At 70.9% G+C, this 20,798-nt stretch carries 20 protein-coding genes; 18 read left to right on the top strand and 2 right to left on the bottom strand.

Annotated elements, in window-relative coordinates:
* The first annotated feature begins 38 nt into the window (after nucleotides 1-38).
* Complete coding sequence (gene prcA, locus AC07F0_RS29560; protein WP_478983097.1) at nucleotides 39-800, top strand: proteasome subunit alpha; 762 nt, start codon at nucleotides 39-41, stop codon at nucleotides 798-800.
* Nucleotides 801-1,199: 399 nt separating this feature from the next.
* Here prcA and AC07F0_RS29555 read toward each other — a convergent pair whose 3' ends face one another.
* Nucleotides 1,200-2,216, bottom strand: coding sequence for a LacI family DNA-binding transcriptional regulator (locus AC07F0_RS29555; RefSeq protein WP_478983096.1), 1,017 nt, complete (start codon nucleotides 2,214-2,216; stop codon nucleotides 1,200-1,202).
* An 88-nt stretch (nucleotides 2,217-2,304) separates the two neighbouring features.
* On the opposite strand from AC07F0_RS29555, the gene AC07F0_RS29550 reads away from it, so the two are divergent.
* The 17 genes from AC07F0_RS29550 (at nucleotide 2,305) to AC07F0_RS29470 (ending at nucleotide 19,754) form a co-directional block, all read left to right on the top strand.
* Nucleotides 2,305-3,564 carry an MFS transporter gene (locus tag AC07F0_RS29550; RefSeq protein WP_478983095.1) on the top strand — a complete coding sequence of 420 codons (1,260 nt, stop codon included), beginning with the start codon at nucleotides 2,305-2,307 and terminating at the stop codon, nucleotides 3,562-3,564.
* Nucleotides 3,565-3,573: 9 nt separating this feature from the next.
* A complete protein-coding gene (gene pafA / locus AC07F0_RS29545) occupies nucleotides 3,574-4,935 on the top strand; it encodes a Pup--protein ligase (protein WP_119101884.1) in 1,362 nt (453 codons plus the stop codon).
* Between the two features lie 191 nt (nucleotides 4,936-5,126).
* Nucleotides 5,127-6,107 carry an FKBP-type peptidyl-prolyl cis-trans isomerase gene (locus AC07F0_RS29540; RefSeq protein ID WP_478983094.1) on the top strand — a complete coding sequence of 327 codons (981 nt, stop codon included), beginning with the start codon at nucleotides 5,127-5,129 and terminating at the stop codon, nucleotides 6,105-6,107.
* Between the two features lie 56 nt (nucleotides 6,108-6,163).
* A complete protein-coding gene (locus tag AC07F0_RS29535; RefSeq protein WP_019754140.1) occupies nucleotides 6,164-6,535 on the top strand; it encodes an FKBP-type peptidyl-prolyl cis-trans isomerase in 372 nt (123 codons plus the stop codon).
* A gap of 129 nt (nucleotides 6,536-6,664) precedes the next feature.
* A complete protein-coding gene (locus tag AC07F0_RS29530; protein ID WP_478983093.1) occupies nucleotides 6,665-7,642 on the top strand; it encodes a helix-turn-helix transcriptional regulator in 978 nt (325 codons plus the stop codon).
* Between the two features lie 18 nt (nucleotides 7,643-7,660).
* Entirely contained in the window at nucleotides 7,661-8,740 is a 1,080-nt protein-coding gene (locus AC07F0_RS29525; RefSeq protein ID WP_478983092.1) for a helix-turn-helix transcriptional regulator, read from the top strand.
* Nucleotides 8,741-8,840: 100 nt separating this feature from the next.
* Nucleotides 8,841-9,134: a hypothetical protein gene (locus AC07F0_RS29520; protein WP_436727360.1), complete on the top strand. Its 294-nt coding sequence runs from the start codon at nucleotides 8,841-8,843 to the stop codon at nucleotides 9,132-9,134.
* 45 nt (nucleotides 9,135-9,179) lie between these two features.
* Nucleotides 9,180-9,374 carry a hypothetical protein gene (locus AC07F0_RS29515; RefSeq protein ID WP_399412279.1) on the top strand — a complete coding sequence of 65 codons (195 nt, stop codon included), beginning with the start codon at nucleotides 9,180-9,182 and terminating at the stop codon, nucleotides 9,372-9,374.
* Between the two features lie 259 nt (nucleotides 9,375-9,633).
* Nucleotides 9,634-9,915 (top strand): Sec-independent protein translocase subunit TatA, encoded by a 282-nt coding sequence (tatA, locus tag AC07F0_RS29510; RefSeq protein WP_020271424.1) that lies wholly within the window; start codon nucleotides 9,634-9,636, stop codon nucleotides 9,913-9,915.
* A 47-nt stretch (nucleotides 9,916-9,962) separates the two neighbouring features.
* Nucleotides 9,963-10,925, top strand: coding sequence for a twin-arginine translocase subunit TatC (gene tatC, locus AC07F0_RS29505; RefSeq protein WP_478983091.1), 963 nt, complete (start codon nucleotides 9,963-9,965; stop codon nucleotides 10,923-10,925).
* 31 nt (nucleotides 10,926-10,956) lie between these two features.
* Nucleotides 10,957-11,847, top strand: a complete 891-nt coding sequence (locus tag AC07F0_RS29500) for a diacylglycerol kinase (protein ID WP_478983090.1) — start codon at nucleotides 10,957-10,959, stop codon at nucleotides 11,845-11,847.
* Nucleotides 11,848-11,903: 56 nt separating this feature from the next.
* Nucleotides 11,904-14,750, top strand: a complete 2,847-nt coding sequence (locus tag AC07F0_RS29495) for a DEAD/DEAH box helicase (protein ID WP_478983089.1) — start codon at nucleotides 11,904-11,906, stop codon at nucleotides 14,748-14,750.
* 393 nt (nucleotides 14,751-15,143) lie between these two features.
* Nucleotides 15,144-16,784: a sensor histidine kinase gene (locus AC07F0_RS29490; RefSeq protein ID WP_478983088.1), complete on the top strand. Its 1,641-nt coding sequence runs from the start codon at nucleotides 15,144-15,146 to the stop codon at nucleotides 16,782-16,784.
* Entirely contained in the window at nucleotides 16,781-17,188 is a 408-nt protein-coding gene (locus tag AC07F0_RS29485) for a roadblock/LC7 domain-containing protein (protein ID WP_031141974.1), read from the top strand. Before AC07F0_RS29490 ends, AC07F0_RS29485 begins: the two co-directional genes overlap by 4 nt.
* Nucleotides 17,185-17,583 (top strand): DUF742 domain-containing protein, encoded by a 399-nt coding sequence (locus AC07F0_RS29480; protein WP_478983087.1) that lies wholly within the window; start codon nucleotides 17,185-17,187, stop codon nucleotides 17,581-17,583. Before AC07F0_RS29485 ends, AC07F0_RS29480 begins: the two co-directional genes overlap by 4 nt.
* Complete coding sequence (locus AC07F0_RS29475) at nucleotides 17,564-18,184, top strand: GTP-binding protein (RefSeq protein WP_397620386.1); 621 nt, start codon at nucleotides 17,564-17,566, stop codon at nucleotides 18,182-18,184. Before AC07F0_RS29480 ends, AC07F0_RS29475 begins: the two co-directional genes overlap by 20 nt.
* A gap of 64 nt (nucleotides 18,185-18,248) precedes the next feature.
* Nucleotides 18,249-19,754, top strand: coding sequence for a cytochrome P450 (locus tag AC07F0_RS29470; RefSeq protein ID WP_478983086.1), 1,506 nt, complete (start codon nucleotides 18,249-18,251; stop codon nucleotides 19,752-19,754).
* On the opposite strand, the gene AC07F0_RS29465 is transcribed toward AC07F0_RS29470, so the two are convergent.
* Nucleotides 19,748-20,734, bottom strand: coding sequence for an RluA family pseudouridine synthase (locus AC07F0_RS29465; RefSeq protein WP_478983085.1), 987 nt, complete (start codon nucleotides 20,732-20,734; stop codon nucleotides 19,748-19,750). The two genes, AC07F0_RS29470 and AC07F0_RS29465, sit on opposite strands and share 7 nt — an antisense overlap.
* Between the last annotated feature and the right edge of the window lie 64 nt (nucleotides 20,735-20,798).

Below are 20,798 nucleotides of genomic sequence, written 5' to 3'. Positions count from 1 at the left end.
TGAACCGACGGAATCTTCAAGAGAGGGACGGATAACCGGTGTCGACGCCGTTCTATGTCTCACCCCAGCAGGCGATGGCCGACCGGGCGGAGTACGCCCGCAAGGGCATCGCGCGTGGTCGCAGCCTGGTCGTGCTGCAGTACGCCGACGGCATCGTGTTCGTCGGCGAGAACCCGTCCCGTGCGCTGCACAAGTTCAGCGAGATCTATGACCGGATCGGCTTCGCGGCCGCTGGCAAGTACAACGAGTACGAGAACCTGCGGATCGGCGGTGTGCGCTACGCCGACCTGCGGGGTTACACCTACGACCGGGACGATGTGACGGCCCGGGGCCTGGCGAACGTGTACGCGCAGACGCTGGGCACGATCTTCTCCAGCGCGGCGGAGAAGCCGTACGAGGTGGAGCTGGTCGTCGCGGAGGTCGGGGAGACGCCCGAGGGCGACCAGATCTACCGGTTGCCGCATGACGGCTCCATCGTGGACGAGCACGGCTCGGTCGCGGTGGGGGGCAACGCGGAGCAGATCAGCAGCTATCTGGACCAGCGGCACCAGGACGGTATGACGCTGGCCGAGGCGCTGAAGCTGGCGGTGCAGGCGCTGTCCCGCGACACCAACGGCAGCGAGCGGGAGATTCCCGCGGAGCGGCTGGAAGTGGCGGTGCTGGACCGTACGCGGCCGCAGAAGCGGAAGTTCAAGCGGATCAGTGGGCGCCAGCTGGGCCGGCTGCTGGAGGCGGACGGAGCGAGCACGGCGTCGGAGGCCGAGGCGGACGCCGCGGCGGAGGCGTCGGACGACGAGTGATCTCCACTGCCGCGCGCCCTGGCCGTTCTGCGGCTTGGGCGCGCGGCCTTGTGCCTGCGGCGGCCTGCTCGGGTGGGGTGGGGGTGCGCGTAGCGCCTGATGCCGGGTGGTGGGTCGGGGCCGCGTCGGGGGGTGTCCGTCCTCGGAACGGCGCGATGGGGTCGGATACCGGCTAACCGTTCGTTGACGCGCCAACCGCTGCGGGCGGACACCCCCCGACACGTCCCCTTCTCGCCGTGCGCGGGTGCGGGTCCGCTCAGCTGCCGAAGGGCCGCCGCTGCGGGGCGCCGGTCCCGCTCAGCTGCGGGCAGTCGTGCCGCTGGGGCGGCACGGGTGGGCGCAGCGGCACCCCGCTACGCCGGGCTGCGCAGTGCCCCGCCCCAGGCACCCAACGGCCCCCTACGGCAACCCGGGCGGTGCCGTGGAGCCCCGTACGACCAGCCGTACGGGGATGTCCCCGCCCTCGGGCTCGCGGCCCTCCAGGACGGCCAGCAGCGCCGCCATGCCCCGTTCGCCGAACAGCTCGGCGTCCAGGCGGACCGTCGTCAGCTCCGGGTCGATCGCCGTGGCCAGGGCCAGATCGTCCAGGCCGGTGACCGACAGGTCGTCCGGGACGCGCAGGCCCAGGCGGCGAGCTGCCTTGTACGTGCCGGCGGCCAGCAGGTCGTCGTCGCAGATCACCGCCGTGGGGAGGGGGCCGGGCCCCGAGAGGGCGGTTTCGGCCGCAGTCACCGCGCCTTCGATGGAGATCGGTGAGCGAGCCGTACGGACGGATGTGCCGGGCACCCCGGCCAGGCGGGCCGCCAGCTCCCGGGCGCGTACCTCGAAGGTCCAGGACGGCACGTCCGCCGCCAGGTGGAGGAACCGCCGGTGGCCCAGGGACAGCAGGTGTTCCGCGACCTGGCGGACACCGTCGGCGATGTCCAGGTTGACCGTCGCCGCCCCCAGACTGCCCGCCGGGTCGCTGTCCAGCATCACCAGCGGCAACGCCTCCCCGCGGATCGTGGTCAGCGCGTCGGCGGCCATGGAGGACGCGATGACGCCGTCGAGGGCGGCCTGCGCGGAGGCGAAGGGGTCCCGGGCGGGGCCGATGCCCTCGGGGGAGGGGTACAGGACCACGCCGAAACCGTGCTCGGCGGCGACGCGGGTGGCGCCCGTGTAGACGCCTGCGAAGAACTCCGTGGTCAGGGCCGGGACCACCAGCAGGACCGTGCGGGTACGGCCCAGGCGCAGGTTGCGGGCGGCCAGGTTCGGCCGGTAGCCCAGGTCGCGGGCGGCCTCGCGGACCCGCCGAGCGGTCGCCTCCGAGACGCGGCCGTGCCACTTGTCCCCCAGGACCAGGGAGACCGCCGCCTGGGACACGCCGGCGGCCTGGGCGACGTCCCGGCTCGTGGGGCGGGTGCTGCCTCGTGCCACCGTCGGGATGCTCCTTCGTCTGGACTCGTGAACAGCGGCCATGGTACGTATGGAGGTAGACGTTATACGTAAAACCTAGGGCGGGGACATGGCCACGGGATACCTGGAGATCCTTCGGGCGCGACACGCCGCCCGGCTGCTCGTCGGCACGCTCGTCGGCCGGCTGCCGAACGCGACGGCGGCCATCGCGATCCTGCTGTTCGTGCGGGCCGAAGGCGGTTCGTACAGCCTCGCGGGGGCGCTCGCGGGTGTGTACGGCGTCGCCAACGCCGTGGGGCAGCCGGTGCTGGGCCGGCTCGTGGACCTGCGTGGGCAGCCGCGCGTGCAGCTGCCGGCGGCCGTTGTCTCCGGGCTGGCCATGGCCGTCTTCGCCTTCGCCGGGATCGGATCGCTGCCCCTCGCGTATGCCGCCGTGGCCGGTGCCGGGCTCTTCACGCCGCCTCTCGAAGGCGGGCTCCGGGCCCTGTGGTCGTCGGTCCTCCGCAAGGAGGAACACGTGCACACCGCGTACGCCATGGACGCCGTGGCCCAGGAGGTGATGTTCACCGTCGGGCCGCTGCTCGTGACGCTGTGCGTGTCCCTGTGGTCGGCACAGGCCGCGCTGCTCGTGCTGAACGCGGTCGGGGTGCTGGGTGCGCTGTCCGTGGTGGTGTCGCCGCCCTCGCGCGCGTGGCGGTCGGCGCCGCGTGAGGCGCACTGGCTGGGCGCGCTGCGCTCGCCGGGGCTGCTCGCCCTGCTGGCGGCCTTTCTGTTCATCGGGATGGCACTCGGCTCCATCACGGTCGCCTCAGTGCCCTACGCCGACGACCACGGCGGTGACGTGGTGTACGGCTGGCTGATGGCGGCCCTGGGGTTCGGGGCGCTGGTCGGCGGCACCGTCTACGGAGCCCGGCAGTGGGCCGGTGAGCCCGCGCGGCGACTGCGGGTGCTGGTGGCCCTTCTGGTGGTGTGTTACCTGCCGCTGCTGCTCATGCCGGACGCGGTGCCCATGGTGGCGCTGACCGCCCTCGCCGGGGTCTTCCTCGCGCCCGCCATCGCCTGTGCGTTCGTCCTGGTCGATCGGCACGCGCCGCGCGGCACGGTCACGGAGGCGTTCTCCTGGCTGGTGACGACGTTCACCGTGGGCCACTCGGTCGGAACGGGCGTCGCGGGGCCCGTCGTGGAGACGGGCGGGGCACTGTGGGGCTTCGCCGTACCGGGTGTCGCGGGTGGCGTCTCCCTGCTGGTTTTGACGGCCACGGGACGGGTACTCGCAGTTCCCGGCGGGGGAGCGGTGGTTGCCGCCGGTTCGGAAAATGATCCAAACCGTGCCGTCGAACCCCGTTTCAGTTCAGGGGATCGGGCGTAATGTTCCCTCATGGACCGCCGCATTTTCGGGCTGGAGAACGAGTACGGCGTCACGTGCACGTTCAGGGGACAGCGCCGCCTGTCTCCTGACGAGGTGGCGCGGTACCTCTTCCGCCGTGTCGTGTCATGGGGCCGCAGCAGCAATGTCTTTCTGCGAAACGGCGCCCGCCTCTATCTCGACGTGGGTTCACATCCGGAATACGCCACACCCGAATGTGACAACGTGACCGAGCTGGTCACCCACGACAAAGCGGGCGAACGCATTCTCGAAGGACTCCTGGTGGACGCCGAACGACGCCTGCACGAGGAGGGAATCGCGGGCGACGTCTACCTCTTCAAGAACAACACCGATTCGGCGGGCAACTCCTACGGCTGCCATGAGAACTATCTGGTCGCCCGGCACGGGGAGTTCTCCCGGCTCGCGGACATTCTGATTCCGTTCCTGGTCACACGGCAGTTGCTGTGCGGCGCGGGCAAGGTGCTCCAGACGCCGCGCGGTGCCGTGTACTGCGTCAGCCAGCGCGCCGAGCACATCTGGGAGGGCGTCTCGTCGGCGACGACCCGCTCCCGGCCGATCATCAACACGCGTGACGAGCCGCACGCCGACGCAGAGCGCTACCGCCGCCTGCACGTCATCGTGGGCGACTCCAACATGTCCGAGACGACCATGCTGCTCAAGGTCGGCGCCACCGACCTGGTGCTGCGCATGATCGAGGCGGGCACCGTGATGCGGGACCTCACCCTGGAGAACCCGATCCGGGCGATCCGCGAGGTCAGTCACGACATCACCGGCCGCCGCAAGGTCCGCCTGGCCAGCGGACGCGAGGCCTCCGCCCTGGAGGTGCAGCGCGAGTACTACGAGAAGGCCGTGGACTTCTGCGAGCGCCGCGGCATCCGCACCGGCACCGTCGAGCAGGTCCTGGAGCTGTGGGGCCGCACCCTGGACGCGATCGAGACCGAGGACCTCGACCGCATCGGCACCGAGATCGACTGGGTCATGAAGTACAAGCTCCTCGAGCGGTACCGGGCCAAGCACAACATGACCATGTCGCATCCGCGCGTCGCGCAGATAGACCTCGCCTACCACGACATCCACCGGCGTCGTGGCCTGTACTACCTGCTCGAGAAGAAGGGGCAGGCGGCGCGCATCTGCAACGACTTGAAGATCTTCGAGGGCAAGTCCGTTCCGCCGCAGACCACTCGGGCCCGGCTGCGTGGTGACTTCATCCGGCGCGCGCAGGAACAGCGCCGTGACTTCACGGTCGACTGGGTGCACCTCAAGCTCAACGACCAGGCCCAGCGCACCGTGTTGTGCAAGGACCCGTTCCGGTCCGTGGACGACCGGGTGGAGAAGCTGATCGCCGGAATGTAAGCCGGTTCCGGCCGGTCCGGGAAGCCGATGCCCGGAGGTTTTCGGACCTCCGGGCATCGGCCCTTTCCGTTCCGGACCCGCCCGTGCGGGAGCGGCCCGGGTGCGGCGTGTCGCGAGGTGAGGCGAGTGAGGAGCGTGTACGCCGTAGAGTGGCGGCCATTGCCCCCACACCACCGATCCCAGTTGGACTGATGAACTACAACACGAAACGACGCGTGGCCGCGCTGCTGGCCGTTCCCGCCCTGTTGTTCACCGCCGCGTGCGGATCGGACGACGGGAACAACGGCGACACGGCGGGAGGCGTCGCCGAGGTCAAGGGGAAGGTCGGGGCGAAGCCCGAGATCTCCGTGCCCAAGGACGGCAAGCCGTCCGACAGGACCGTGGTCAAGACGGTCTCGGCGGGCAGCGGAAGCCCGATCAAGGGCTCGGACTTCGTCCGCCTGGACTGGACCGTCGAGAAGTGGGGCGGTGGCCAGGAGCTCGGCGGTACCTGGGCCGCGGGATCGACGAGTGCCAAGGCGCCCCGGCGGCAGTCCATCGAGCAGATCGGCAAGCCGAGCCAGCAGCTGCCCGAGAAGGTCCTCGACGCGGTGAAGGGCAAGAAGCCCGGCAGCCGGATCCTGGTGCAGGGCACCGCGGGCGACCTGATCGGCCAGAGCCTGAACACCTCCTCGGGGATCTCCGCGAAGGACGTGCTGATCTGGGTGGTCGACCCGGTCGGCGCCGCGAGCGTCGACTCCAAGGGTGAGGTCAAGGGAGAGCAGGTGCCCTCCGAGGCGGGCCTGCCCGAGGTGAAGTCGCCGTCGCAGAAGGCCGCGGCCATCACGATCCCCAAGGGCGGCAAGGCTCCCAAGGACCTCGAGGAGCAGGTGCTGGTCAAGGGCGACGGCAAGAAGGTCGAGGCCGGGCAGGGCCTCATCGCCCAGTACACCGGGGTCAAGTGGGAGGACGGCAAGAAGTTCGACTCCTCCTGGGACCACGGCGGGGCCACCGCCTTCCAGATCGGCAACGGCTCCGTGGTGGCGGGCTGGGACAAGGGCCTCGTCGGCAAGCACGTGGGTGACCGCGTGCTGCTGGTGATCCCGCCCTCGCTCGGCTACGGCGCGAGCCCGAACAGTGAGCTGGCCAAGAACACCCTGGTCTTCACGGTGGACATCCTCGGCACGGTCTGACCCGGCCGGTCTGTGAGACTGTTCCCGACGCAGGTCACGTAACAAGGAGAGATGAAGTGAGCATCGACAAGCCCGAGATCGACTTCCCGGGCGGCGAGCCCCCGGCGGACCTCGAGATCAAGGACATCTGGGAGGGTGACGGCCCGGTCGCGCAGGCCGGCCAGACCGTCACCGTGCACTACGTCGGCGTGGCCTTCAGCACGGGCGAGGAGTTCGACGCCAGCTGGAACCGCGGTACCCCGTTCCGCTTCCCGCTGGGCGGCGGCCGGGTCATCAAGGGCTGGGACCAGGGCGTGCAGGGCATGAAGGTCGGCGGCCGCCGCCAGCTGACCATCCCCGCCCACCTCGCCTACGGCAACCAGAGCCCGACCCCGGCCATCAAGCCGGGCGAGACGCTGATCTTCGTGGTCGACCTGCTCGGGGTCTGAGCAGGATCCGAACAAACTCGATCACGTGGGGCCCATGCCTGTTCGGGCATGGGCCCTCGGCTTTTGCCGGGCCACCGTGTGGCGGTACGGTCATCGCTCGTAAGCACCATAGGGAGGCGAAGCGCTTCGATGGCCATTGCCAAGGCCGAGCGTCTGATGAACCTGGCGCTGTGTCTGCTCGGGACGCGGCGGCCGCTCAGCAAGCGTGAGCTGCGCGACTCCATCGAGGCCTACGTCGAGGCCTTCGGGCCGGGCAACGGCCCGGGCGGCAACGACGACTCCTTCAACCGCATGTTCGAGCGGGACAAGGACGACCTGCGCGAGCTCGGACTGGTCATCGAGACCGTCGAGAGCCTCGACGGCGAGGTCGGCTATCTGGCCCGCCGCGACAGCAACCGCCTCCCGCCCATCACACTGGACGCCGAGGAGGCCGCCGCACTCGGGCTCGCCGCCAAGGTGTGGCAGCAGGCCCGGCTCGCCGGCGCCGCCAGCGGCGCCCTGCAGAAGCTGCGCGCCGCGGGACTCCCCGAGGACGTCGACCCCTACGGGTCGCACGGCGCGCTGGAGCCGCGCATCCCCGTGCACGAGGCGGCGTTCGAGCCGCTGATGCTCGCCTGCCGGGACCGCCGGCCCGTCGTGTTCGACTACCGCAAGGCCACCGCCGCCCACCCCGAGCAGCGGCACGTGGAGCCGTGGGCGCTGGAGTGCTGGCGGGGCCACTGGTACCTGGCGGGCTGGGACCGCGATCGGGGCGCCGAGCGGGTCTTCCGGCTGTCCCGGATCACCGGCAAGGTCCGCTCGCGCGGCGGCCGGTACACCGCCGACGTGCCGGACGTCGTCACCGTCCGTGAGACCGTCGCGAGCTGGGCCGGGGAGATCACCGACCGCTCGGCGCGGATCCGGCTGCGCTCGGCCGCGGGGTACCCCCTTCGGGCGAAGGCCACCTCGGTCCGGGAACTCGGTGACGGCTGGGACGAGTTGGAGATTCCGTACGGCCACGGGCTGGACGCCTGGCTGGTGGAGTTCGGGCCGGACGTGGTCGTCCTGGAGCCCGCCGAGCTGCGGGCCGACGTGGTGGACCGGCTGCGGGCCGTGGCCAAAGGCTGAGGGGGAGCGGACGAGACAGTGGCAGGCAAACCGGTCAGGCCCGTGAGCGCCATCGACCAGACCCGGCGGATGCTCTCCCTGGTGACGTATCTGAGGGAGCGCCCCGGGGCGCGGGTCGAGGACGTCGCGCGCGCCTTCGGCATCACCGAGGACGAGCTGGTCTCCGACCTCGACGTGCTGCCCATGTGCGGCACCAGCTTCCGCGGCGGTGACCTGCTCGACATCGACACCGACGGCGAGCGCATCTGGTGGCACAACCCGGCCGCCCTCGCGGCGGAGGCGGCGGAGCCGCTCAGGCTCGCCGCCGACGAGGCCACCGCCCTGCTCGTCGCCGCCCGGGCCGTGGCCACGCTGCCCGGACTGCGCGAGAGCGACCGGCAGGCCCTGCTGAGGGCCACGGCCAAGGTGGAGACGGCGGCCGGCGAGGCGGCGGGCGCCAGCTCGCGGCTGTCGGTGACCTTCGAGTCCGAGGGCGGCGTCTTCGCGGACGTCGACCGGGCGATCGCCGAGCGCCGCCGGCTGTGGATCCGCTACTACTCGCCCGCGCGCGACGAGGTCACCGAGCGGGAGATCGACCCGATCCGCCTGGTCAGCGTCGGGCACACGTATGTCGAGGCCTGGTGCCGCCGCTCGGAGGCGCGCCGCACCTTCCGGCTCGACCGGGTCGCCGAGATCAAGATCCTCGACGAGCCGTCGGCGCCGCCCGAGATCGAGCTGCGGGACCTGTCCGAGGCGCTGGTTCAGCCCGCTGCCGAGGACCCGGAGGTCGTGGTCGAGGTCGGGCCCGGCGGCCGCTGGGTCGCCGAGTACTACCCGCACGACAGTGCGGATGAGCTCCCGGACGGCGGCCTGCGTATCACTCTGCGGACCCCCGACCCGGCGTCGCTGCGGCGTCTGGCGCTGCGGCTCGGGCGGGACGGCCGCATCGTGTCGCCGCCCGAGCTGGCGGACAGCGCCCGGCAGGCGGCCCGCGAGGCGCTGGCGGCGTACGACGGGATCGAGGCCGTGGAGGCGGCCGGCGGGGCCGAGTCCGCCGGCGCGGGCGGGCCGGTTGCGGTGCACGCCGTCGCGGACGGGCCGGACGGCAGACGCGAGTGAGCCGCGGGTGCCACCGGCGTCGACGGCGGGAGCCGATCGTCCCGCGACACCGGCCGTGGCGCCCACGAGGCGAACGACCCGAGAAAGAGGAGCCAGGGCTGTGAGCGAGTCGGTGACGTCCGGTGCGGTGGGCATGACGGTGGAGTCCGCGTTCGCCGGGATGAGGACCGTGGCCCCGGTGGTGTTCAGGGCGGGCTGCCCGGACTGCCGGGAGCGCTTCGAGCTCACCGCGGGCGCCCTGCGCCTCGCCATCGGCGCCACGAGCCGCACGACCTTCTACTCCTTCACCTGCCCGGAGTGCGGCGCCGCTGTCCGCAAGCCCGCGGGGGAGCGGATCGTGGAACTGCTCACCGACGGCGGGGTACGCACCCTGCGGCTGCACTCCACGGTCTAGTGGGGCGGGGAATCCGGCCCGTCGGAAGGGTCTAGGCTCGGTGTCATGTTCTGGCCGATGTTCGCGATTGCCGTGGGATTCGTGGGTCTCGCCGTGCTCGGGGTGCTCGCCGTGCGGGTCTTCGTCGAGGCACAGCGCCTGGGCAGCCAGGTCTCGGACTCGGCGCGCCGCATCAACCGGGCGGCGGAGGACCTGGAGCGGGCCGCGGAGAGCGCGGCCCGGTCCGTGGACGCCCTGTGAGGTGTCCGGCCGGTGCCTGCGAGTCCGGCATTGGGACACTTCGCCCTGTCACCTCGGCGGTTAGGACAGGTACGCTGCTGGTCGCGGCCCGGTTAACGAGGCACTGGCCGCGGACGGGAGTACGCACAGGGGATGCAGAGGGATTGCCCCACGTTCACCCCTGAGCGTTACGATCGCTGTCAACACGATCGTTCGGACACATGTCCGACCGGTCGGACAGCACCCCACCACAGCCGCCTCGGTGAGAAGGTAAAGACTTATGTTCGGAAGGCTCGGAGCCCCCGAGATCATTCTCATCCTCGTCGTCATCATCCTGCTGTTCGGCGCGAAGAAGCTTCCGGACATGGCTCGGTCGCTCGGCAAGTCGGCCCGCATCCTCAAGAGCGAGGCCAAGGCCATGAAGGACGAAGGCAAGTCGTCCACGACCCCGGCCGGCCCGCCCAACACCGACGAGCCCTCGCAGCGCACCATCCAGGCAGCGCCCGGCGACGTGACCAGCTCGCGCCCGGTCAACGAGCCGACGGACACGACCAAGCGCTGACGCAGGGCCGGTGACCTCCGGCCCGCCGCACGAGATGGGAACGTGGGTTGCTGAAGTCTGCCCGCAAAAAGGAGAGGGATCCCGAGGGGCGGATGCCCCTCGCGGAGCACCTTCGCGAGCTCCGCAACCGGCTCGCCAAGGCGATTCTGGCGATCGTCGTCGTCACGGTCATCGCCGCCTTCTTCTACAACGACATCATCAACTTGATCACCAAGCCGATCCTCGACTCGGTCGGCTGTGACAAGACCTTCGCGGAACTGGCCCAGTCGCAGCCGGGCTCGAAGCCGTGCGCGCAGATCACCATCAACGGCCTGCTCACCCCCTTCACGCTGGCGCTGAAGGTGTCCCTGATGGCCGGTGTCGTACTGGCCTCGCCTATCTGGCTCTACCAGCTGTGGGCCTTCGTCGCGCCCGGCCTGCACCGGCACGAGAAGAAGTACGCCTACGCCTTCGTGGGCACGGGCGCCCCGCTGTTCGCAGTCGGTGCCTACTTCGCGTACACGGTCCTTCCCACCACCGCGAAGGTGCTGCTCGAATTCACCCCGGGCGGCACGTCCAACCTCCTCCCGCTGGACGACCTGCTCGACCTGGTCATGCGGATGGTGCTCGTCTTCGGTCTCTCCTTCGAGCTGCCTCTGCTGCTGGTCATGCTCAACCTCACCGGGGTGCTCACCGGTAAGCGCATGCTCGGCTGGTGGCGCGGCATGATCATGGGCATCACGGTGTTCGCGGCCATCGCCACGCCCAGCACCGACCCGTTGACCATGCTGGCCCTCGCGGCGCCGATCTGGATCCTTTACTTCGCCGCGGTCGCCTTCTCCCTGGTCAACGACCGCCGCCGCAACCGTCGTGAGGCCCTCGGCCCCGCCGACGACGAGGCCTCCGAGCTGGACCTCACCCCCGAGGACATCGGCGAGATCGAGCCCGTGACGACCAGCCGCGCCGCGCTGCCCGAGCAGGCGAGCGGGGACCGCACGGACCGGGTCAACGGTTATGACGACGTGACCTGAAGATCCGCGGGCAGCTCATAGGGTCGGTCGCGTGACCAGCGAGATCACCCTCTTCGTCAATCCCACCGCGGGTCGCGGCCGGGGCGCCCGCGCGGCGCAGCCGGCCGCTTCCGCTCTGCGGGCGGCCGGTTACTCGGTGCGTACGGTGCTCGGTGAGGACGCCGCGGACGCCCTCACCCGCGCGCGCGGCGCTGTCGCGGGCGGCACCGGAGCGCTGATAGCCGTCGGCGGTGACGGCATGGCCCAGCTCGCCCTGCGGGCGGTCGCGGGCACGAGCACCCCCCTCGGCCTGGTCGCGGTCGGCACCGGCAACGACTTCGCCCGCGCCCTCGGGCTGCCTGTGCGCGAGCCGGCCGCCGCGGGCCGCATGATCGCCGACGCCCTCAAGTGCGGCCGGCTCCGCGACATCGACCTGGGCCGAGTGGGGGACCACTGGTTCGGCACGGTCCTCGCCTCCGGCTTCGACTCCCGGGTCAACGACCGGGGCAATCGCATGCGGTGGTCCTCCGGCCGCTTCAAGTACGACCTCGCGATGATCGCCGAACTCGCCGCGTTCCGGCCCCTCCCGTACCGGCTCCGCCTCGACGACGGCGAGGTCCGCGAGATCGAGGCGACCCTCGTCGCCGTCGGCAACGGCTCGTCGTACGGCGGCGGCATGCGGATCTGTCCCGGCGCCGACCTGACCGACGGGTTGTTCGACATCACCGTGGTCGGGGACTGCGACCGTACGACGCTGTTGCGGGTGTTCCCGCGGGTGTACCGGGGGACGCACGTCGAACATCCGAAGGTGACCGTGCTGCGGGCGGCCCGGGTCGAGATCGCCGCCGAGGGGATCACCGGGTACGCGGACGGGGAACCGCTCGGCCCGCTGCCGCTGACCGCGCGCTGCGTGCGCGGGGCCGTGCGGGTCGTCGGCCCCTGAGCCGCGCTGCCCCTGAGCTGCGCCTATCCCCGGTTTCACAGGAACGGATCCGGATAATGATCGTCCTGTTGTCAGTGCGGCCCGGTACGCTCGAAAGCACGATGACAGAGGATCTCTCACCGGCCGAGCGGTACGCGGCAGCCCGTAAGCGTGCTGCCGAGCAGGCCACCGCACTCGCCTCGTTCCGCGAGATGTACGACTTCGGCCTCGACCCCTTCCAGATCGAGGCCTGCCAGGCGCTCGAGGCGGGGAAGGGCGTGCTGGTCGCCGCGCCCACCGGCTCCGGCAAGACGATCGTCGGCGAGTTCGCCGTCCACCTCGCCCTCCAGCAGGGCAAGAAGTGCTTCTACACGACACCCATCAAGGCCCTGTCGAACCAGAAGTACGCCGACCTGTGCCGCCGCTACGGCACGGACAAGGTGGGCCTGCTCACCGGCGACAACAGCGTCAACTCCGACGCCCCGGTGGTCGTGATGACCACCGAGGTGCTGCGGAACATGCTGTACGCCGGTTCCCAGACCCTCCTGGGCCTCGGCTACGTGGTCATGGACGAGGTGCACTACCTCTCCGACCGGTTCCGCGGCGCCGTCTGGGAAGAGGTGATCATCCACCTCCCCGAGTCGGTCACGCTCGTCTCCCTCTCGGCGACCGTGTCGAACGCCGAGGAGTTCGGCGACTGGCTCGACACGGTCCGCGGCGACACCGAGGTGATCGTCTCCGAGCACCGGCCCGTGCCGCTGTTCCAGCACGTGCTGGCCGGGCGGCGGATGTACGACCTGTTCGAGGAGGGCGAGGGCCACAAGAAGGCCGTCAACCCCGACCTCACGCGCATGGCGCGCATGGAGGCGACCCGGCCGTCGTACCAGGACCGCCGGCGCGGCCGGCTGCGCGAGGCCGACCGCGAGCGTGAGCGCAGACAGCGGTCCCGGGTGTGGACGCCGAGCCGGCCCGAGGTCATCGAGCGGCTCGACGCCGAGGGGCTGCTGCCCGCCATCACCTTCATCTTCAGCCGCGCCGCCTGCGAGGCCGCCGTCCAGCAGTGCCTGTACGCGGGCCTCCGGCTGAACGACGAGGAGGCACGCGAACAGGTCCGCTCCCTCGTCGAGGAGCGCACGGCGTCCATCCCGCGCGAGGACCTGCACGTCCTCGGCTACTACGAGTGGATGGAGGGCCTGGAGCGCGGAATCGCCGCTCACCACGCGGGCATGCTGCCGACCTTCAAGGAGGTCGTCGAGGAGCTGTTCGTACGCGGCCTGGTCAAGGCCGTGTTCGCGACCGAGACCCTCGCCCTCGGCATCAACATGCCCGCCCGCTCGGTGGTGCTGGAGAAGCTCGTGAAGTGGAACGGCGAGCAGCACGCGGACATCACCCCGGGTGAGTTCACGCAGCTGACCGGGCGGGCCGGGCGGCGCGGCATCGACGTCGAGGGCCACGCCGTGGTGCTGTGGCAGCGCGGCATGAACCCGGAGCACCTGGCGGGCCTGGCCGGCACGCGCACATACCCGCTGCGCTCCAGCTTCAAGCCCTCGTACAACATGGCGGTCAACCTGGTCGAGCAGTTCGGCCGGCACCGCTCGCGCGAGTTGCTGGAGACGTCCTTCGCGCAGTTCCAGGCGGACAAGTCGGTCGTCGGGATCTCCCGGCAGGTGCAGCGCAACGAGGAGGGTCTTGAGGGCTACAAGGCCTCCATGACCTGCCACCTCGGCGACTTCGAGGAGTACGCGCGACTGCGCCGCGAACTGAAGGACCGGGAGAACGAGCTGGCCCGGCAGGGTGCGGCACAGCGGCGCGCGGAGGCCGCAGTCGCGCTGGAGAAGCTGAAGCCCGGTGACGTCATCCACGTGCCCACCGGCAAGTACGCCGGCCTGGCCCTGGTGCTGGACCCGGGCCTGCCCGCGGGCCGTTCGAACGGCCATCGCGGATTCGAGCACCATGACGGGCCGCGCCCGCTGGTGCTGACCGCCGAGCGGCAGGTGAAGCGGCTGGCGGCCATCGACTTCCCGGTGCCGGTCGAGCCGCTGGAGCGGATGCGGATCCCGAAGTCCTTCAACCCGCGTTCCCCGCAGTCCCGTCGGGACCTCGCGTCCGCGCTGCGCACCAAGGCCGGGCACATCCCGGCCGACCGGCACCGCAAGCGGCGCTCCCAGGCGGCCGACGACCGCGAGATCACCCGGCTGCGGACCGCGCTGCGCGCGCACCCCTGCCACGGCTGCAGCGACCGTGAGGACCACGCCCGTTGGGCCGAGCGCTACCACCGGCTGCTGCGGGACACCTCGCACCTGGAGCGGCGCATCGAGGGCCGTACGAACACCATCGCGCGGACGTTCGACCGGATCGTGGCGCTGCTGACCGAGATGGACTACCTGCGCGGCGACGAGGTCACCGAGCACGGCAAACGGCTCGCGCGGCTGTACGGCGAGCTGGACCTGCTCGCCAGCGAGTGTCTGCGCGAGGGCGTCTGGGAGGGGCTCGGCCCGGCCGAACTGGCCGGGTGTGTCTCGGCGTTGGTGTACGAGGCGCGGGTCGGGGACGACGCGCTGGTGCCGAAGCTGCCGTCGGGCAAGGCCAAGTCGGCGCTGGGCGAGATGGTGCGGATCTGGGGGCGGCTGGACGCACTGGAGGAGGAGTTCCGGATCAGCCAGACCGAGGGGGTCGGGCAGCGGGAGCCGGACCTCGGGTTCGCCTGGGCCGCGTACATGTGGGCTTCCGGGAAGGGGCTCGACGAGGTGCTGCGCGAGGCGGAGATGCCGGCGGGGGACTTCGTGCGGTGGTGCAAGCAGGTCATCGATGTGCTGGGGCAGATCGCCGCGGCTGCGCCGCAGGGCTCCAGTGTCGTGAAGAACGCCCGTAAGGCCGTTGATCTGTTGCTGCGGGGGGTTGTCGCCTACTCGTCGGTGGGGTGATTGCCGCGGTGCGGGTGCGGTTGTCCGTGGTTGCTCGCGCCCACGCGGCGGAGCCGCACATTGACACAGCCCCGCGCCCCTAGAGGCCTTTTCCCCAAGCCCCTCACCCGTTGCGGTGAGGGGCTTTCGCACGCCTGTTTGCTGTTACGCGTTGTATTCGAACGGTGTCGCAGCGTGTAAACGGCTGAGCGTACTATCCCTCCCCGTCCGGTTTCCGGCAGTTGCTGAATATGACACGGCGATGATCCGGTCGGACTAAGCTCGCCCGCGGCGCACCGGCTTGAGCTGAATTCGTGCGCTTGTTCCCCAATGTGCGGAAGAGTCCTACAGTTTCATGACTTACCCCCCTGCAAGCCCTCCCGAACCCCAGCCGACTCCTTTCAGAAGGCCCACATGGTGAGTGTTCAATCCCCTCCCGGTCGCGGTGAACTTCCCTACGCGCGCGTGCTGCTGCTGCCGGCCATAGTGATGGCCGCGGCGACCGGAGCCGCTGTCGCCCTGGTGACGGCGCCGGCCCGGCTCGCCGTCGGCTGGTGCGGTGGTATCGCCACCGTGCTGGTGATCGCGACGGCGGCCGAGGCGGTGCGCCGCGGCCGTGCCCTGCGCAAGCAGCGGGGCGAGCACGCCCGTCACACCGCGCACCTGGAACAGCGGATCGCGGCCCACGAGAACGAGTTGGTCCGCTTCTCGCGGGAGATCATCCCCGCGGCGCTCCGGCTGCTGAGCACCGGAGAGTCCCCCAGGGAGGTGATCCGCAAGCTCGGCCTCGCCGACCCCCAGTACCGCGACCTGCCCGCACCGCAGACCGAGACGCTGCTGACGGTGCTGAAGATCGTCGACCGCGAAGTGACCATGCGCGACGCCGCCGCGCGCTCCTTCGTCAGTGTCGCCCGCCGCGTCCAGGCGATCATCCACCAGCAGGCCGAGGAGCTCCGGGAGATGGAGGAGGACCACGGCCGCAACCCCGAGGTCTTCGACGACCTGCTGCGCATCGACCACGGCAACGCCCTGATCGGCCGCCTCGCCGACTCCGTCTCCGTCCTCGGCGGCGGCCGCCCCGGACGGCAGTGGCCCGAGCCGGTGTCCCTCTACAGCACACTGCGCGGCGCGATGTCCCGCATCCTGGAGTACCGGCGCATCCAGCTGTCCTCCATCGCCAAGGTCAGCGTCAAGGGCATCTACGTCGAGCCGGTCATCCACGCCGCCGCCGAACTCCTCGACAACGCCACGCGCTACTCGCCGCCGCAGACCAAGGTGCACGTCACCGCCACCGAGGTGCAGACCGGCGTCTGCATCGAGATCGAGGACGGCGGTGTCAACCTCAACGAGGAGGCACGCGCCCGGATCGAGGGCATGCTGGAGGCCGCCAAGGCGGGCGTCGACCTCCAGGACATCGGCGAGCACCCGCGCCTCGGCCTCGCCGTCGTCGGTCGCCTCTGCGCTGCGTACAACATGCAGGTCTCGCTGCGCGCCTCCGCGTACGGCGGTGTCCGCGCCATCCTCATCGTGCCGAGCGAGATGATCACCCACGAGCCCGGCGTCGGACTCGCCCACGGCATCGGCGCCACCGGCATCCCCATGCCGGTCGGCATCCCCGAGGGCCCGAAGCGCACGCCCAAGAAGCGCCGCCCCACCAACCCGCGCGTCCCCGAGACGGTCTCCCTGGAGGACGACGACGTCCCCGTGGTCACCGAATGGACGCCCAACGGCCTGCCGCAGCGCCGCAGCCGGGTGAAGACGTCCCTCACCGAGAGGATCGCCCAGCAGGCCGCCTACGACCGGGAAGACCGGGAGGCCGCGGCACGGGGCGAGGCGAACCCCTGGGCGACACCCGAGCCGGAGCCCAAACCCCTGCGCGACATGAGCGCCCCCGACGCCCCCGGCAAGGGCCTCGAGGCGTTCTGGGAGGGGCTCAAGCAAGGCATCGAGCCCGGCACCCACCCCACCGACTTCATCCGGAACCCGACCAAGTACCTGCACCTGCTCAACGACCCGGCACCCACCGAGGCCGATGACGAGGGGGACCTCAAGTGATCCAGCAGCGAGGCAACTTCGACTGGATGCTCAAGCAACTCGCCGACGGCGTGCCGGGCATCGAGATGATCGTGGTGCTGTCGGCCGACGGTCTGCGTATCGCCCGCTACGGCGGCGAGCCCGACGCGGCCGACCGGGTCGCCGCGGCCTGCGCCGGCCTGCAGTCCCTCGCGGGCAGCGTCTGCCAGGAACTCACCGTCGGCGACGGTGAGATGAAGCTCGTCATGATCGAGATCGACCGCGGCTACTTCTACCTGATGAGCGCCGGAGCCAACGCCTTCCTCGCGGTGCTCTCCGACGTGCGGTGCGAACCCGGCCGGATGAGCGCGATGATGCGCGACCTCGTCGTCCGCATCGGCGGCCATCTGACCAGTCCGCCCCGGCGGAACGGGCAGATCGTATGACGCCTCCCCAACGCCAGAGGCGCGAGCCCGCTGCGGAACCGCCCAAGCCCGAGGAGGGCGAGGGCAACGTCCGCAACCCGGAGCGCATGTACGTGGTGGCCGGCCCGGACGGTGAACGGGCCGAGCTCGACCTGGTGACGTTAATCGTGGCGCGTGCCGCGGACCCGCCGCCCTCCGCCTCGCCCGAGCAGGCGGCGTTGCTCCGGCTCTGCGCCGCACCCCTGTCCGTGGCCGAGCTCTCGGCCTATCTCAGCCTGCCGTTCAGCGCGATCGGCGTGCTGCTCACCGAACTGCTGACGGCGGATCTGGTGACGGCGCGCTCCCCGATCGTCCGCCAGGCGCTCCCCGACCGTTCCCTCCTCGAAGCGGTGATGAATGGACTTCAAAGGCTCTGACACCATCCCGGGCCCCCGGGCCGAGGACCAGTTGCCACACACGGCACAGGCCGCGGCCAAGATCGTGATCGTGGGGGGCTTCGGTGTCGGAAAGACGACCATGGTCGGCTCGGTCAGCGAGATCAAACCGCTGACCACCGAGGAGACCATGACGCAGGCCGGCATCGGTGTCGACGACAACTTCGGTTCCGCGTCCAAGACGGCCACCACCGTGGCGATGGACTTCGGCCGGATCAGCATCACCGACCAACTCGTGCTGTACCTCTTCGGCACACCCGGCCAGCAGCGCTTCTGGTTCCTGTGGAACGGCCTGTTCGAGGGTGCGCTCGGCGCGGTGGTGCTGGTCGACACCCGCCGTCTGGAGGTCAGCTTCGACGTCATGGGTCGCCTGGAGGAGCGCGGCGTGCCGTTCGTGGTCGCCATCAACTCCTTCCCGGACGCGCCCCGTTACCCCGTCGAGGAGCTGCGCACGGCGCTCGACCTCTCCCCGGACATCCCGATCATGGAGTGCGACGCGCGGCGGCGGGCCTCCAGCCGTGACGTCCTGATGACCCTCATGCGCTTCCTGCACTCGCTCGCCATGACGGGCTCGCTCACCTGATCCGGTTCCGTCCCACCCCACACCTCCCCCCCCCAGACACCTGGAAAGTTTCGGAGCGACCACTGTGACGCCTGAATCCCACGCCTCGACGGGTACGGACACCCCCCTGCCCGGCCCGCCCTCCGGCTGCCCCGCGCACGGCCTCGGGCCGGGAGGGCTGCACCGGCTGCACGAGTCGGAGGACCTGGCAGGGCTGTACGAGCAGCTGCGGAAGGAGCACGGCCCCGTGGCGCCCGTGCTGCTCCACGACGACGTACCGATCTGGATCGTGCTCGGCCACGCCGAGAACCTGCACATGGTGCGCTCGCCCACGCAGTTCTGCCGGGACAGCCGTATCTGGAACCCGCTCAAGGAAGGCCTGGTCAAGCCCGATCATCCGCTGATGCCGCACATCGCCTGGCAGCCCATCGCCTCGCACGCCGAGGGCGACGAGCACAAGCGGCTGCGCGGCGCGGTCCAGGGCGCCATCTCGACCATCAACTTCCGCAGCCTGCGCCGCTACATCAACCGCAGCACCCAGGCCATCGTCAACCGGTTCTGCGAGCAGGGCGAGGCCGACCTCGTCGGCCAGTTCGCCGAGCACCTGCCGATGGCGGTGATGTGCGAGATCCTCGGCATGCCCGACGAGTACAACGACCGCCTCGTCGAGGCCGCCCGCGACGCGCTCAAGGGCACCGCGACGGCGATCGCCAGCCACGCCCACGTCATGGACGCCCTGAGCCGGCTCACCGCCCGGCGCCGCGCCCAGCCGGAGGAGGACCTGGCGAGCTACCTGATCACCCACCCGGCCCGGCTGAGCGACGACGAGGTCAGGGAGCACCTGCGCCTGGTGCTCTTCGCCGCCTACGAGGCCACCACCAACCTGCTGTCCAACGTGCTGCTCACGGTGCTGATCGACCCGCGGTTCAGGGCCCAGCTCAACGGCGGACAGATGACGGTGCCGGAGGCGGTGGAGCAGTCGCTGTGGAACGAGCCGCCGTTCAGCACGGTCTTCGCCTACTTCGCCAAGCAGGAGACCGAACTGGGCGGTCAGCGCATCCGCCGGGGCGACGGACTGCTCTTCGCCCCGCTGCCGGCCAACGTCGACCCGCGGGTGCGGCCGGACCTGAAGGCCAGCATGCAGGGCAACCGGTCGCACCTCGCGTTCGGCGGCGGCCCGCACGAGTGCCCCGGCCAGGACATCGGCCGCTCCATCGCGGACGTCGGTGTCGACGCGCTGCTGATGCGGCTGCCGGACGTCGAACTCGACTGCGAGGAGGACGAGTTGCGCTTGACGGCGTCCATCGCCTCCCGGCACCTCGTGTCCCTGCCGGTGGCGTTCGCGCCCAAGCCGCCGCAGGACGTGACCCAGACGCCGAACCACAACCACGTCCCCGCCCAGCGCTCCGACTGGCAGATCGGCATCACGCAGCCGCAGCCCGCGCCGGTCGCCGCCGCGCAACCGCAACCCCAGCCGGCCCCGGCGCAACCCCAGCCGGCTCCCGTACCGCCGCGGGCGCAGCCGGCGGAGGAACCGGCGCGCCGCAAGGGCGTCTGGCAGCGTTTCCTGAGCTGGTGGCGCGGTTACTGACCGTGCGACGGGCCGTCGGGCGCCCCGGCGGCCCACCGGTCGTACGACGCCCAGGCCGTGAGCACCCGGCCGCTGCGGAACCGGTGTTCCTCGCCCGTTACCGGGTCGGTGAACTCCAGGGCCCGTGCCAGCAGCTGGAGCGGGCGCCGGAAGTCACCGGCCGGCACGGGAGCGGTGACCTCGGGGTAGAGCGGGTCGCCGAGGATCGGCACGCCCAGCGCGGTCATGTGCACGCGCAGCTGGTGGGTCTGCCCGGTGCCGGGCACCAGCCGGTACCGGGCGAGTCCGCCGGCCCCGTCCGGGCGGTGTGCGACGAGTTCGACGCGGCTGACGGCGTTGGGTTCGCCCGTCACCTCCCGGGCGGTGAGCTCGCCGCGTTCCTTCACGATCCGGCTGCGCACGGTCCGGGGGAGCGCGAGTCCGGGATCGTACGGGGCGACGGCCTCGTACTCCTTGTGCACGAGCCGGTCGCGGAAGAGCGTCTGGTACGCGCCGCGCTCCTCGGGGCGCACGGTGAACAGCACGACTCCGGCGGTGAGCCGGTCCAGACGGTGCGCGGCGGCGAGCGTGGGGATGTCCAGCTCGCGGCGCAGCCGGGCCAGCGCGGTCTCGGCTACATGGCTGCCGCGCGGGGTGGTGGCGAGGAAGTGCGGTTTGTCGGCGACGACGATGTGCTCGTCCCGGTACACGACCTCCAGCGGGAACGGCACGGGCACCTCGTCGGGCAGTTCCCGGTGGAACCACACGAACATCCCGGGCACATACGGCGCGTCCGCCGGCACGGCCCGGCCGTCCGCCCCGACGACGAGTCCCGCGTCGAACATGCCGTCGACGACACCGGCACCGGCTCCCGAGAGCCGCTCCACCAGATGCTCACGCACCGTGGCCCACGCTCCTGCGGCGGGCAGCCGTACCCGCACCGGGTCCACCCCGTGGCGCTGCGGCAGGGGAGCGGGCGGGATGCGCGTCTTCCGTCTCATCGCGGCCCAGCGTACGAGGCGGCCGGGCACCGGCGGAAAACCACTGGGGCCGCCCACCGCCCCT

This window comes from Streptomyces sp. NPDC045955, assembly GCF_056430805.1.
This window is presented reverse-complemented; position numbering and strand designations above follow the sequence as displayed.